General features: G+C 71.9%; 8 protein-coding genes and 1 pseudogene. 7 read left to right on the forward strand and 2 right to left on the reverse strand.

The annotated features are described in order from the left end of the window. The 4 genes and pseudogenes from SGA01_RS42440 to SGA01_RS36980 form a co-directional block, all read left to right on the forward strand. A pseudogene (locus SGA01_RS42440) lies at positions 1 to 1,001 on the forward strand (FHA domain-containing protein); the annotation flags it as partial. A gap of 172 nt (positions 1,002 to 1,173) precedes the next feature. Continuing rightward, on the forward strand, positions 1,174 to 2,550 hold the full coding sequence (locus SGA01_RS36970; RefSeq protein ID WP_174867658.1) for an ABC transporter substrate-binding protein: 1,377 nt from the start codon (positions 1,174 to 1,176) through the stop codon (positions 2,548 to 2,550). A gap of 9 nt (positions 2,551 to 2,559) precedes the next feature. After that, positions 2,560 to 3,879: a carbohydrate ABC transporter permease gene (locus SGA01_RS36975; RefSeq protein ID WP_141302470.1), complete on the forward strand. Its 1,320-nt coding sequence runs from the start codon at positions 2,560 to 2,562 to the stop codon at positions 3,877 to 3,879. Next, positions 3,876 to 4,820: a carbohydrate ABC transporter permease gene (locus tag SGA01_RS36980; protein WP_141302472.1), complete on the forward strand. Its 945-nt coding sequence runs from the start codon at positions 3,876 to 3,878 to the stop codon at positions 4,818 to 4,820. Before SGA01_RS36975 ends, SGA01_RS36980 begins: the two co-directional genes overlap by 4 nt. A gap of 40 nt (positions 4,821 to 4,860) precedes the next feature. Here the strand turns inward: SGA01_RS36980 and SGA01_RS36985 are convergent, their stop codons facing one another. Then, complete coding sequence (locus SGA01_RS36985) at positions 4,861 to 5,460, reverse strand: TetR/AcrR family transcriptional regulator (RefSeq protein WP_174867660.1); 600 nt, start codon at positions 5,458 to 5,460, stop codon at positions 4,861 to 4,863. 140 nt (positions 5,461 to 5,600) lie between these two features. Between SGA01_RS36985 and SGA01_RS36990 the strand changes: the two genes are divergently transcribed. Genes SGA01_RS36990 through SGA01_RS37000 form a run of 3 tightly spaced genes read left to right on the forward strand, consistent with a single transcriptional unit; the run spans position 5,601 to position 8,775 of the window. After that, positions 5,601 to 6,566 (forward strand): ABC transporter permease, encoded by a 966-nt coding sequence (locus SGA01_RS36990; protein WP_141302476.1) that lies wholly within the window; start codon positions 5,601 to 5,603, stop codon positions 6,564 to 6,566. Continuing rightward, positions 6,559 to 7,380 (forward strand): ABC transporter ATP-binding protein, encoded by an 822-nt coding sequence (locus tag SGA01_RS36995; RefSeq protein ID WP_141302478.1) that lies wholly within the window; start codon positions 6,559 to 6,561, stop codon positions 7,378 to 7,380. Before SGA01_RS36990 ends, SGA01_RS36995 begins: the two co-directional genes overlap by 8 nt. Positions 7,381 to 7,410: 30 nt before the next feature. After that, positions 7,411 to 8,775: a glycosyltransferase 87 family protein gene (locus tag SGA01_RS37000; protein WP_229917487.1), complete on the forward strand. Its 1,365-nt coding sequence runs from the start codon at positions 7,411 to 7,413 to the stop codon at positions 8,773 to 8,775. Between the two features lie 107 nt (positions 8,776 to 8,882). Here the strand turns inward: SGA01_RS37000 and SGA01_RS37005 are convergent, their stop codons facing one another. Continuing rightward, entirely contained in the window at positions 8,883 to 13,850 is a 4,968-nt protein-coding gene (locus SGA01_RS37005) for an NAD-glutamate dehydrogenase (protein ID WP_141302480.1), read from the reverse strand. Between the last annotated feature and the right edge of the window lie 341 nt (positions 13,851 to 14,191).

Below are 14,191 nucleotides of genomic sequence, written 5' to 3' on the forward strand. Positions count from 1 at the left end.
GCGTCGGCGACGAAAGCGACCCGCTCCACCCCGGCGCGGACGACCTGGGCGGCCGCGGCAGCGGACGCGTCCCGTACCCCGGCGCCGAGGACCTCGGCGGGCGCGCCAGTGGACGCGTGCCCCGTGCGGGCTCCGGCGACCTCGGCGACCGCCCGAGCGGGCGCCTGCCGTATCCCGGCGCCGCCGAGGGCGGTGACCGTGCCGGTTCCCGCGCGCGGTCCGTGGCTGGGGACGGCTTCCTGGCCGACACGCCCAGCGGGCGGCTCCCCCGGCGCGAGGGCGGGTCCCTGGACGACCGCCCGAGCAGCCGCACGCTCCGCACGGGCAACGGCGACCTCGCCGACCACCCGAGCGGACGCGTGCCGCACCCCGCGAGCGAGCAGCCCGGGACAAGCGACCAGACAGCCGGGCGGATTCCGCGGCCCGCCGTCGGGGAGTCCGGCTCCGCCCGGGCGGCGGGCGCCGGGCCCCTGCCGCGGCTCGTCGTCCTCGTCGACGACTTCGACGCCCTGGTCGCCCCCGCGCTCGGAGCCTCCGGCCGGCCGGCCGCCGGATCGGTCGTACGGGCCCTGGAGGCCGTCGCCCGGCACGGCGAGCGGCTCGGGGTGCACCTCGTCGCGACCTCGTCCCGCCCAGACCGCACGGCCGACACGGAGCTGGCCCACGGGGCCCGGCTGCGGATCGTGCTCGACGCGCCCCCGGTGGCGGCGGGCCCGGACGTGCCGGCGGCCGGACGGGGCAGGCTCGGCCATCCGGACGGCCGCGTGACCCCGTTCCAGGCGGGCCGTGTGACCGGCCGCATCCCGCGGACGGCGACGCTCCGCCCGGTGGTCGTCCCGCTGGAGTGGGAGCGGATGGGCGACCCGCCCACCCGACGCCCGGTCCGCGAGCTGGGCAACGGTCCGACGGACCTGGCCCTCCTCGCGAGCGCCCTGGACCGGGCGGCCCGTTCGGTCGAGGCGACGCCCATACCGCCGCTCGCGCCCGCCACCCGCGCCTGACGAAGCACCTGACGAAGCACCTGGCGGAGCACCCGCCAAGGCGCCTGACGGCACGTCACGAGGGCATCACGATCCCCTGCTTGACACGGAAGGCGGTATTGCGGGGGCTCCGCCACCCGGCGTAGACCTGTCGGCACGGGACAGCGACGCGCACAGGAGAGACGGGGCAGCGATGCGTACAACTCTTCGTCCACGCAAGGCCGCAGTGACCATGACGGCGCTCACGGCGCTCACCGCACTGGCCCTCGCGGCCTGCGGCGGGGGCGGTGGGGGCGCCGGCGAGGCCGACAAGGACCCGGGAAGCGCCTCGCCCGGCTCCGGCACCTCCCTCAAGGGCGAGAAGATCGAGGTCGCCGCCGTCTGGACGGGCCCGGAGCAGGAGAACTTCACCAAGGTCCTCAAGGAGTTCGAGAAGCGCACCGGCGCGACCGTCACGTTCGTGCCCGCCCAGGACCCGATCGTGAACTTCCTCGGGACGAAGATCGCCGGCGGCTCCCCGCCCGACGTGGCGATGCTCCCGCAGGTCGGCGCGATCCAGCAGGCCGCCGCCCAGAAGTGGCTGAAGCCGGTCGGCCCCGAGACCGAGGCCCAGCTCGCCGCGAACTACTCGCCCGGCTGGCGGAATCTCGGCGCGGTCGACGGCACCCAGTACGGCGTCTACTTCAAGGCCGCCAACAAGTCCCTGGTCTGGTACAACACCGCGGTCTTCGAGAACGCGGGCGCGACCGAGCCGAAGACCTGGAAGGAGTTCCTCACCACCGCCGAGACCATCTCGGCCTCCGGGGTCACCCCGGTCTCGGTCGGCGGCGCGGACGGCTGGACCCTCACCGACTGGTTCGAGAACGTCTATCTCTCCCAGGCGGGTCCGGCCAAGTACGACCAGCTGGCGAAGCACGAGATCAAGTGGACCGACCCGTCCGTCGCCGCTGCCCTGACCACGCTCGCCGAGCTGTTCGGGAAGCCCGCGCTGCTCGCGGGCGGGACGAGCGGCGCGCTGCAGACCGAGTACCCGGTCTCGGTCACCCAGACCTTCACGGGCGGCGACCAGCCCAAGGGGGCGATGGTCTTCGAGGGCGACTTCGCGGCCGTCAACATCGCCCAGACGAAGGCGAAGATCGGCACGGACGCGAAGGTCTTCCCGTTCCCGGTGGTCGGCGGCGGCACCGCTCCCGTCGTGACGGCCGGCGACGCGGCCGTGGCGCTGAAGGACACCAAGGGCGCGCAGGCGCTGCTCGCCTTCCTGGCCTCCCCGGACGCGGCGAGGATCTGGGCGGCCGAGGGCGGCTTCCTCTCCCCCAACAAGAACCTGGACCCGGCCGCGTATCCGAACGACGTCCAGCGCGAGATCGCCAAGGCCCTCGTGGGCGCCGGTGACGACTTCCGCTTCGACATGTCGGACCAGATGCCGCAGTCGTTCGGCGGGACCCCTGGCAAGGGCGAGTGGAAGGCGCTCCAGGACTTCCTGAAGAACCCGAAGGACGTCGCCGGGACGCAGGCGCGCCTGGAGGCGGACGCGGCGAAGGCGTACCGGACCGCCGCGAAGAGCTGAGGTCCCGGCATGCCGAGGACCGCCCGCACCCGCAGCAACGGCAACAGCAGGGCGGTCGCGGCGGGGTTCCTGCTCCCCGCGCTGCTCCTGCTCGGGGCGCTGGTCGTCTACCCGATCGGGTACTCCGTCCAGCGCTCGCTCTTCGACCGCTCCGGCTCCTCCTTCGTGGGCCTGGACAACTACCTCGCGCTCGTCACCGACGACTCGCTCCGCACCGCCGTACGCAACAACCTGATCTGGCTGGTTCTCGCCCCCGCGGTCGCCACCGCCCTCGGCCTGCTGTTCGCCGTGCTGACCGAACGCATCCGCTGGGGCACGGCGTTCAAGCTGGTCGTCTTCATGCCGATGGCGATCTCGATGCTCGCGGCCGGGATCATCTTCCGGCTCGTCTACGAGCAGGACCCGGACCGGGGCGTCGCCAACGCCGTCTGGGTCGGGGTCCACGACACCTTCGCCGAGGCCTCGGGCTTCCCCCGGGCCCGCCCCCTCCCCGTGCACCCGCTCACGGCGGCCGGCGGCGGCGCGTACGTCACCAAGGAGGTGGTGCGCGCCGGGGAGCCCGTCCGTCTCCCGCTCGTCGGGGTGGCTCCGGGCCGGATGCCCGAGGAGGCCCGCCCGGCCCGCGAGCCGGCCGCGCCGTCGGCCGCCGGGGACACGGTCACCGGAACGGCCTGGCTGGACTTCACCAAGGGCGGCGGCGGGAAGCCGAACGTCGTCGACCCCGCCGAACTGGGCCTCGCCGGGCTGCGGATCGAGGCCGTACGGGACGGGGAGGTGGTCGCCAGGGCCACGGCGGCGGCCGACGGCTCCTTCACCCTGCCCGCCGACCGCGTCGACGGAGCCGTGCTCCGCCTGCCCGCGAGCAACTTCCGGGAGCAGTACGACGGCGTGGAGTGGCTGGGTCCCTCGCTCGTCACCCCGGCCGTGATCGGGGCGTACGTGTGGATGTGGGCCGGCTTCGCGATGGTCCTGATCGGCGCCGGGCTCGCGGCCGTACCGCGCGAACTGCTCGAAGCGGCGCGGGTGGACGGGGCGAACGAGTGGCAGGTGTTCCGCCGGATCACGGTCCCGCTCCTGGCCCCGGTCCTCGTGGTCGTCCTCGTCACCCTGATGATCAACGTGCTCAAGGTCTTCGACCTGGTCTTCGTCATCGCGCCGGGCTCGGCGCAGGACGACGCGAACGTGCTCGCACTCCAGCTGTACCGCTCGTCCTTCGGCACGGACGCGGACCTCGGGGTCGGCTCGGCCATCGCCGTCGTGTTGCTCCTGCTGGTGCTGCCGGTGATGGCGGTCAACATCCGTCGCATCCGAAGGGAGACCCGCCGATGACCGCCCCCGCCCCGAGGACCTCCCCCACCCCGAAGACCGCCCGACCTGCCTCACCCCCCTCGCCCCCCTCGCCCACCTCGCCCACCTCACCCGTCTCACCCGTCTCCCGGATCGCGGCCCGCGCGGCCGGAGGCGCGGTCCGTGTCCTCCTCGTCCTGGCCGGCCTGTTCTGGCTGCTGCCGACGGCCGGGCTGCTCTTCTCCTCCTTCCGCTCGCCCTCCGACATCGCGGGGAGCGGCTGGTGGGAGGTGTTCGCGGCCCCGGCGCAGCTGACCACCGAGAACTACACCCGGCTCCTCTCGAACGGCACGATCACCGGCTCGCTCCTCTCCACCGTCCTGATCACCGTCCCGGCCACGCTCCTCGTCCTCCTCCTCGGCTCGTTCGCCGGGTACGCCTTCGCCTGGCTGGAGTTCCCGGGCCGGGACTGGTGGTTCCTGGGAGTGGTGGCCCTGCTCGTGGTCCCGGTGCAGGTCGCACTGGTCCCGGTGTCGAAGCTCTTCGGCGCGGTCGGGCTCTTCGAGACGACGCTCGGGGTCGTCCTCTTCCACACGGCTTTCGGCCTGCCGTTCGCGATCTTCCTGCTGCGGAACTTCTTCGCGGAGATCCCGCGCGAGCTCCTGGAGGCGGCACGGCTCGACGGGGCGGGCGAGGTGCGGCTCTTCACCCGGGTGGTGCTGCCGCTCGGCGGTCCGGCGATCGCCTCGCTGGGGATCTTCCAGTTCCTGTGGGTGTGGAACGACATGCTGATCGCGCTGATCTTCGCGGACTCGCAGTCGCCGCCGATCACGGTGGCGCTCCAGCAGCAGGTCCGGCAGTTCGGCAACAACGTGGACGTGCTGGCGCCGGGGGCGTTCCTGTCGATGGTGGTGCCGCTGGCGGTGTTCTTCGCGTTCCAGCGGCAGTTCGCGTCCGGGGTGATGGCGGGGGCGGTGAAGTAAGCCCCCCCCGGGAGCGGCTCGGGAGTGGCTCGGGAGTGCCTCAGGCGCGCAGCGCCGCCACCGCCGCGCGCGCGAGCCGGTCCACGTACCCCTCGGGCAGGGGCGTGCGGACGACGACGAGGCGCCAGTAGAGGGGACCGACGACGAGGTCGAGGGCCTCGGCCGGGTCGGTGTCCTCGGGGAGTTCACCGCGGGCGACGGCCTCGCGGACGATCCGCGCCATGACGCCCTGCTGGCCGTCGAGCAGCGCCGCCCGGATGGCGTCGGCGATCTCCGGCTGCCGTGCGGCCTCGACGAGCAGGTCGGGGATGACCTGCGAGGCGATCGGGTGGCGCAGGGCGTACGAGGCCATCTCCAGGAGCGCGCGCACGTCCCCGTCCAGGGAACCCGTGGCGGGCACCGGGACGCCCTGGGCGGCGAAGGCGCCGACGAGGTCGAGGACGAGCGAGAGCTTGGACTTCCAGCGCCGGTAGACGGCGGTCTTGCCGACGCCCGCGCGGCGCGCGATGCCCTCGATGGACATCCGGGCGAAGCCGACGGCCGCGAGCTCCTCGAAGACGGCGTCACGGATCGCCTCGGTCACGTCCTCGCGGAGTACGGCGGCTCCGGCGGGGGTGCGGCGGGGGGTCGGTTCGGTCATGAACGGCATCCTAACCAACGACGACGTTACGACGATACGGTTGCGTTCCGACGTGGGAGCGCCCTAACCTCCACGTAGCGACGATACGGACCCGTTCCATCGCCGACGATGCCCGCACCCCTCGTCGAAAGCGCCCGCCCGTGACCACCACCTCGACACTCCCCGCATCCGCCCCCCGAGCGCCCACCACACAGGCACCGGGACCCGACCCCAGCCCCGGCCCCGGACCCGGACCCACCCCCGACCTCCGCGCGCTCGCCCTGCGCCACGGCCTGACCGTCAGCGGCGCCCGCCCCTCGCTCCCCGTCTACGTCCGGCAGCTCTGGTCCCGCCGCGACTTCATCGCCGCCTTCGCGACCGCCCGCCTCACCGCCCAGTACAGCCAGGCCCGGCTCGGCCAGGTCTGGCAGGTGATGACCCCACTGCTCAACGCCGCCGTGTACTACGCGATCTTCGGCGTCCTCATGAACGCCAAGCACGGCGTCCCCGACTACGTCCCGTTCCTGCTCACCGGCATCTTCGTGTGGACCTTCACCTCCGACACGGTCCTGGCCGGCACACGCGCGATCAGCGGCAACCTGGGTCTGGTCCGCGCCCTGCACTTCCCCCGCGCGAGCCTCCCGATCTCGCTCGCGCTCCAGCAGCTCCAGCAGCTCCTGCTCTCGCTCACCGCACTCGGCGTGATCCTCGCCTGCTGCGGCGAGTTCCCCACCTGGAGCTGGCTGCTCGCCGTCCCGGCACTCCTCTGCCAGGCGCTGTTCAACACCGGCGCGGCCCTCGTCCTCGCACGGCTCGCGGCCCGCACCCCCGACATCAGCCAGCTGATGCCCTTCGTGCTGCGCACCTGGATGTACGCCTCGGGCGTCATGTGGTCGATCCAGAACCTCGCGAGCACCGCCCGCTTCCCGGACGCCGTGGCGCTGGCCCTCCAGTGCAACCCGGCGGCGGTCTACATCGACCTCATGCGCTTCGCGCTGATCGAGAGCTACACGTCGGACCGGCTGCCGCCGCACGTCTGGGCACTGGCCGCCGGCTGGGCCCTGCTCGCCTTCACGGGCGGCTTCATCTGGTTCTGGAAGGCAGAGGAGACGTACGGCCGTGGCTGACATCCAGGGAACCCCCACCGTCGTGGTCGACGGCGTCCACATCACCTACACGGTCCACGGCGGACACCCCGGCGGACGGGGCAGCGCCACCGCCGCCCTCGGCCGGATGCTGCGCCGTGGCCGAACGGCTCCGGCCGGCCGCCGCGTCCACGCCGTGAAGGGCGTGAGCTTCGCCGCGTACCGGGGCGAGGCGATCGGCCTGATCGGTTCGAACGGATCGGGCAAGTCGACGCTCCTGAAGGCCATCGCGGGCCTCCAGCCCGTCGAGCGGGGCCAGGTCTACACCCACGGCCGGCCCGCCCTCCTCGGCGTCAACGCGGCCCTGATGGGCGATCTGACCGGCGAACGGAACGTGGTCCTGGGCGGCCTCGCGATGGGCATGAGCCGCGCGGAGGTCCGGGAACGCTACGACGGGATCGTCGAGTTCTCCGGGATCAACGAGAAGGACGACGCCATCTCCCGCCCCATGCGGACGTACTCCTCCGGGATGGGCGCCCGGCTGCGCTTCTCGATCGCCGCCGCCAGGAGCCACGACGTGCTGCTCATCGACGAGGCCCTGTCGACCGGCGACGCGCGCTTCCGGCGGCGCAGCCAACGGCGGATCGACGAGTTGCGGGCGGAGGCGGGGACGGTCTTCCTGGTCAGCCACTCGAACTCCACGATCACGGAGACCTGCGAGCGCGCGCTGTGGCTGGAGGCGGGGACGCTGCGGATGGACGGCCCGGCGAAGGAGGTGGTGGCGGCGTACGAGGAGTTCACCGCGACAGCGAGCAAGGCGGGCACGGCAAGGACCGCAGGCACCAAAGCGGAGTAAACAAGACATAGCGGACTACAGTGCGGAGGGATGACGAACGAGCACCCGCAGCCGCCACGCCGGGCCCGGACCGAGCCTCCGTCACCCGCCGCGCCCCGGTCCCCCACCGCACCGGCCCTGCCCACCGCGCCCCCTCCGCCCTCCCTGACCGGGTCCCCCTTCGACTCGGACACCTTCACCTCCGCCACCTTCGTGACGGTCGGCCGCGGCCCCACCCTCGCCCTCGCGGCCGTCTGGCTCCTCACCCGCATCGGCATGCTCGTACTGCTCCTCCGCGACGACCTCGGCATCGGCGGCGTCGCCCGCGAGGTGGACCTCTACCGGCACTGGTACGGGCAGTTCGCGAGCGGCACCTTCCCGCCGGGAGACGTCACCTGGCAGTACCCGCCCGGCGCGGGCCTCGTGATCATGGCGCCGGGTCTCCTGCCCTCGCTCACGTACTTCCAGGCCTTCGTGGCCCTCGCCCTCCTCGCGGACGCGGTCATCACCCTCGCCCTCGCCCGCGCCGACAGCGAGCGCCTCACCCACGGCGCCTGGTACTGGGTCTGCGGCCTCCCGCTCCTCCTGCACCTCCCCCTCGCGCGGTACGACGTCCACACCACCGCTCTCGCCGTCCTCGCCCTGCTCGCCGTCAACGCCCGCTCGACGGGCGCCCATCAGTTCGGCGGGGCGCTCGCCGGGATCGGCGCCATGGTCAAGGTCTGGCCGGCGCTCACCCTGATCGGCACACCCCGGGGCCGTACCACCCGCGAGGCCTGGACCGCCGCCGTCACCGCCTCGGTCGCCCTCGTCGCCACCCTCGCGCTGTTCTTCTCGAACTCGCTCGGCTTCCTCCGCATGCAGGGCAACCGCGGCATCCAGGTCGAGTCCCTGGGCGGCACGGCCCTCGCGCTGGCCGAAGCCGCGGGGATCTGGCCGGGCCGGGTCGAGTTCCGCTACGGCTCCTTCGAGTACGTCGGACCGTACGCGTCCAGCCTGGGGCACCTCGCCCTGCTGCTCACCGTCATCGCCCTCGGCTGGCTGCTGCTCTGGCGCGTCCGGGCCCGGCGCTGGACCCCCGCGACCCCGCTCGACGCGGCCTTCGCCGCCGTCCTCCTCTTCACCGCCACCAGCCGGGTCATCAGCCCCCAGTACATGGTCTGGCTCCTCGGCCTCGCCGCCGTCTGCCTGACCTCCCGCCGGACCGTGATGCGCCCGGCGGCCCTGCTCCTGCTCCCGGCGGCGGCGCTGAGCTCGCTCGCGTACCCCGTCCTGTACCTGGAGGTCCTCGCCGGCACGCCCTCCGGCATCACCGTCATGGTGGTCCGCAACGGCCTGCTCCTCGCGGCGGCCCTGCTCGCCGCCCGCCGCCTGTGGACCTCGACGGTCACCGAGCCCCCCGAGCAGACCGACTGAGGAAGAGAAAGCGGAAGGGGAAGGGGAAAGGGAAGGGGAAAGGGAAGGGGAAAGGGAAGGGGAAGGGCCCCGCCGGAACACCGGCGGGGCCCTTCCCTTTCACACGGCTAGCTGTGCGAACGCAGCAGCGTGCGCATCGTCCGCATGGCCACCGACAGGTTCGCCAGGTCGAAGGTGTCCGAGCCCTGGATCTCCTCCAGGGTCGTCCGCGCGCGGCCCAGGATCGCCGCGTTCTTCTCCTCCCAGGCCTTGAACCGCTCCTCCGGGCTCGACGTGCCGTTGCCGACCGTCAGGACGTCGGCGGTGAGCGCCGAGTGCGCCGCGAAGAGGTCCTCGCGGATCGAGGCGCGGGCCATCGACTGCCACCGGTCGGCGCGCGGCAGCTCGATGATCCGGTCCATGAGGTCGGTGATCCGCAGCCGGTCGGCCAGGTCGTAGTAGACCTCGGCCACCGCGAGCGGCTCCTGGCCCGTCCGGTCCGCGATCGCGACGATGTCGAGGATCGGGAACGCGGACGAGAAGCCGGCGACCCGCAGCGCGAGCTCCTCCGGCACGCCGACCTCGGTCAGCTCGTCCAGGATCGACTGGTACCACTCCAGGTCCGAGCCGCGCAGCAGCTGCGGCAGCTGCGTCCAGACCTCCTCCACCCGGTCGGCGAAGAACTCGATGGTCTCGCCGATCTGGAGCGGCTGCGGCCGGTTGTTGAGCAGCCAGCGGGTGCCGCGCTCGACGAGCCGGCGGGAGTGCAGCCGCATCCGGGTCTGGACGTCGGCGGGCACCTGGTTGTCGAGAGCCTCGACGGCGTCCCAGACCTGGCCGAGGCGGAAGACCACCCGGGCCGCGGTCTGCGCGCGGACGATCTCCTCGATCGACGCGCCGGTCTCCTCGCGGAGGCGGTGCAGGAAGGTCGAGCCACCGGCGTTGACGGTGTCGTTGACCAGGACCGTGGTGATGATCTCGCGGCGCAGGGCGTGGTTGTCGACGGCCTCGGTGAACTTCTCGCGCAGCAGCGTCGGGAAGTACGCGTGGAGCAGCCCGCGCAGGTACGGGTCGTCCGGCAGCTCCGTACCGATCAGCTCGTCGGCCACCGTGATCTTGGTGTACGCGAGGAGGACGGCGAGCTCCGGCTGGCTCAGGCCCCGGCTGTTGTTGAGCAGCTCGCGGATCTGCCGGTCGTTGGGCAGGAACTCCAGGGAGCGGTCGAGGCTGCCGTCGCGGCCCAGGCGGCGCATGAAGCGCTGGTGGGCGTGGAGCAGCGAGGGCGACTGGGTGACGGCGTTGGCGAGGGCCGTGTTCTGCGCGTAGTTGTTGCGCAGGACGAGCGTGCCGACCTCGTCCGTCATCTCCGCGAGGATCTTGTTGCGCTGCTTGACGGTCATGTCGCCCTCGGCGACGAGCCCGTTGAGCAGGATCTTGATGTTGACCTCGTGGTCGGAGGTGTCGACGCCGGCGCTGTTGTCGATGGCGTCGGTGTTGACCTTGCCGCCCTCGCCCTCGGGGCCGCCGGTGCGCGCGAACTCGATGCGGCCCAGCTGGGTCGCGCCGAGGTTGCCGCCCTCGCCGATGACCTTGGCGCGGACGTCCTGGCCGTCGACGCGGATGGCGTCGTTGGCCTTGTCGCCGACGTCGGCGTTGGACTCGGCCGAGGACTTGACGTACGTACCGATGCCGCCGTTCCACAGCAGGTCGACGGGCGCGTGGAGCACGGCCTTCATCAGCTCGGCCGGGGTCATCTTGGTGACGCCGTCCTCGATGCCGAGGGCGGCCCTGACCTGCGCGTTGACCGGGATCGACTTGGCGCTGCGGGGGTGGATGCCGCCACCCGCGGAGAGCAGCGAGGTGTCGTAGTCGGCCCAGGACGAGCGGGGCAGGTCGAAGAGCCGGCGGCGCTCGGCGTACGAGACGGCCGCGTCCGGGTTCGGGTCGATGAAGATGTGCCGGTGGTCGAACGCGGCGATCAGGCGGATGTGCTCGCTGAGCAGCATGCCGTTGCCGAAGACGTCGCCGGACATGTCGCCGACGCCGACGACCGTGAAGTCCTCGGTCTGGGTGTCGTGACCCAGCTCGCGGAAGTGGCGCTTGACCGACTCCCAGGCACCGCGGGCGGTGATGCCCATGCCCTTGTGGTCGTAGCCGGCCGAGCCGCCGGAGGCGAAGGCGTCGCCGAGCCAGAAGCCGTACGACTCGGCGACCCCGTTGGCGATGTCGGAGAAGGTCGCGGTGCCCTTGTCGGCGGCGACGACGAGGTAGGTGTCGTCCTCGTCGTGGCGGACCACGTCGAGCGGCGGCACGACCTCGCCCGCGACCAGGTTGTCGGTGATGTCGAGCAGCGCCGAGATGAAGGTCTTGTAGCTCTCGATGCCCTCGGCGAGCCAGGCGTCGCGGTCCACGGCCGGGTCCGGGAGCTGCTTGGCGACGAAGCCGCCCTTGGCGCCGACGGGCACGATGACGGTGTTCTTCACCATCTGCGCCTTGACCAGGCCGAGGACCTCCGTACGGAAGTCCTCACGGCGGTCGGACCAGCGCAGACCGCCTCGGGCGACCTTGCCGAAGCGCAGGTGGACGCCCTCGACGCGCGGCGAGTACACCCAGATCTCGAAGGCGGGGCGCGGGGCCGGCAGGTCGGGGATGGCCTGCGGGTCGAACTTCATCGACACGTAGGAGTGCGGGGCGCCGTCGACCGACTTCTGGAAGAAGTTGGTCCGCAGCGTGGCCTTGATGACGGTGAGGAAGGACCGCAGGATCCGGTCCTCGTCCAGGCTCGCGACCTGGTCGAGGGCGGCGTCCAGCTCCTCCAGGAGCGCGTCGATCAGCTCGGTGCCGGCGCGCTGGCGCTCCGGGGCCATCCGGGCCTCGAAGAGGTTGACGAGCAGCCGCGTGGTGTGGACGTTGTCACGGAGGGTGTCCTCCATGTAGTCCTGGCTGAACGTCGCACCGGCCTGGCGCAGGTACTTGGCGTAGGCGCGCAGCACCATCGCCTCGCGCCAGTTGAGCCCGGCGGAGAGGACGAGGGAGTTGAAGTTGTCGTTCTCGGCCTCGCCCGTCCAGGTGGCGGCGAAGGCCTCCTGGAAACGCTCGCGGGCGTCGTCGCCGAGGTAGTCGCCGCCGTTGCCGGTCGGGACCGGCATCCGCAGACCGAAGTCGTAGACCCAGGCGTGGGTGCGGTCGGCGCAGCGCAGCTCGTACGGGCGCTCGTCGGTGACCTCGACGCCGAGCCGGTTGAGGACCGGCAGGACGGCGGAGAGGGAGATCGGGTCGCCGGTCTTGTAGATCTTGAAGCGGCGCTCGCCGGGGCCGGCGACGACGGGCTCGTAGAGGGAGAGCGCGAAGTCCTTGTCCGTACGGGCGAGGGCCTCCAGGTGGACCAGGTCGGCGACGGCCGCGCGCGGCGAGTGGTCGGCCTTGTAGCCCTCGGGGAAGGCGTTGCCGTAGCGGCGGAGCAGCTCGGCGGCGCGCTCCTCGCCCAGCTCGGCGTTGAGCGCCTCGCCGAAGCCGTCGGCCCAGGAGCGGGTGGCCTCGACGAGCCGGGACTCGATGCGGTCGACGTCGGCGTCGGTCAGCTTGGCGAGCTCTGTGCCGGGCTTGACCCGGACGACGAAGTGCAGCCGGGAGAGGATCGACTCGGTGTTCCAGGCGGTGAAGTCGACGCTGGTGCCGTCGAGCTCCTCCTTCAGGATGTCGATGATCCGCAGCCGGACGCGGGTCGTGTAGCGGTCGCGCGGCAGGTAGACGAGGGCCGAGTAGTAGCGGCCGTACTCGTCCTGGCGCAGGTAGAGCCGCAGCCGGCGCCGCTCCTGGAGGTACAGGACGCTGGTGACGATGGACTGGAGCTGGTCGACCGGGGTCTGGAAGAGCTCGTCGCGCGGGTAGGTCTCCAGGATCTGGAGCAGGTCGCGGCCGTCGTGGCTGTTCGGCGAGAAGCCGGCGCCCGCCAGGACCTCCTGGACCTTGCGCTTGACGACGGGGACCCGGCGGACGGACTCGGTGTAGGCGGCGGACGAGAACAGTCCGAGGAAGCGACGCTCACCGATGACGTTGCCCTCGGTGTCGAACTTCTTCACACCGATGTAGTCGAGGTACGAGGGGCGGTGCACGGTCGCCCGGCTGTTGGCCTTCGTCAGGATCAGCAGCTTATGCTCGCGCGCCTTGGCGCGGGCGTCGGCGGGCAGCCGGCTGAAGGAGGGCGAGACGGGGTGGGCGTGGTGGCCCTCGTCGTCGCCGGAGTGCTGCGGGTCGGAGCGCAGGATGCCGAGGCCGGTGCCGGGCACGGCGGACAGGGCGTCGCCGTTGACGAGCTCGTACTCGCGGTAGCCGAGGAAGGTGAAGTGGTCGTCGGCGAGCCAGCGCAGCAGCTCGCGGGCCTCGTCCACCTCGGTGGGACGCAGGTCGGAGGCGGTGGGCTCGGCCGGGAGGCCCTCGGCGATCCGCAGAGCGGCATCGCGCATCTTGTCCCAGTCCTCGACCGTCTCCCGGACGTCGGACAGGACGCGGAGCAGGTCCGCGGTGATCTGCTTGAGGTCGGCGCGGTCGGTCTCGCGGTCGATCTCGACGTGGATCCAGGACTCGGTGAGCGCGTCGTGCGGCAGCTCGCCCTCGATCTGGGCCGCCAGGACCTCGATGAGCTTTCCGGCGACGTCACGGCGGACGAGGACCTGCGGGTGGATCACGACGTGGATGCCGCGGCCCTGGCGGGACAGCTCGTTGGTGACGGAGTCGACGAGGAAGGGCATGTCGTCGGTGACGACCTCGACGACGGAGTGGCTGCTGGTCCAGCCGTTCTCCTCCACCGTCGGGGTGTGGACGCGCACGTTCGCGGTGCCCTGCGGGCGGTTCTCCGCGAGCCGGTAGTGAGAGAGCGCGGCGCCGAACACGTCGACCGGGTCCCGGTCGCCGAGGTCCTCCGGCGCGGTGTGCAGGTAGTAGCGCTGGAGGTATTCGAGCACGGTGTCCCGGTCCGGGCGCTCCCCGGCACCCTCCGGGCCCGTCGGAAGTCGCCCCCCGACCGGGCTGTGCTCAGCTACCCGAGCGGCCCTTTCGAGCAGCTCGGCCTTGGCTTCGTCCAGCTTGGTCTGCATGTCCTCTGACTCCTGTCGCGCGCCGTTGCGTGACGTCGGTGGAAGAAAGGGCACAACGCCACGACGCGGTGATTCCGGCCGAAGACGACGTTATGCCCGGATGAGAGATGCCCAGGTCGTTATCGGCCACAGAACGCGGCGCGCCCGGACGGAGAGGATCGGCGAACGCACCGTCGGCCCGGCCACTGTCATGGGCCGGGCGGCAGCCGGGGGCTTCGCTGCCCCCACGGCGTATCGCGCTGATCACGGCAAAAGCCTATCGCTCCCGCACCCCGAACCGTCATGAGCCGTATGCGTACAAAAGAGCGGGCCAAGTTTGACGTTATGGACAGCGACACGTG

The organism is Streptomyces gardneri, from assembly GCF_006539185.1.
Lineage (GTDB): Bacteria > Actinomycetota > Actinomycetes > Streptomycetales > Streptomycetaceae > Streptomyces > Streptomyces gardneri.

Coding starts and splice junctions, on each gene's coding strand:
- SGA01_RS36970 (WP_174867658.1), top strand. CDS start 1,174: ATGCGTACAACTCTTCGTCCACGCAAGGCCGCAGTGACCATGACGGCG.
- SGA01_RS36985 (WP_174867660.1), bottom strand. CDS start 5,460: ATGACCGAACCGACCCCCCGCCGCACCCCCGCCGGAGCCGCCGTACTC.
- SGA01_RS37000 (WP_229917487.1), top strand. CDS start 7,411: ATGACGAACGAGCACCCGCAGCCGCCACGCCGGGCCCGGACCGAGCCT.
- SGA01_RS36975 (WP_141302470.1), top strand. CDS start 2,560: ATGCCGAGGACCGCCCGCACCCGCAGCAACGGCAACAGCAGGGCGGTC.
- SGA01_RS37005 (WP_141302480.1), bottom strand. CDS start 13,850: ATGCAGACCAAGCTGGACGAAGCCAAGGCCGAGCTGCTCGAAAGGGCC.
- SGA01_RS36980 (WP_141302472.1), top strand. CDS start 3,876: ATGACCGCCCCCGCCCCGAGGACCTCCCCCACCCCGAAGACCGCCCGA.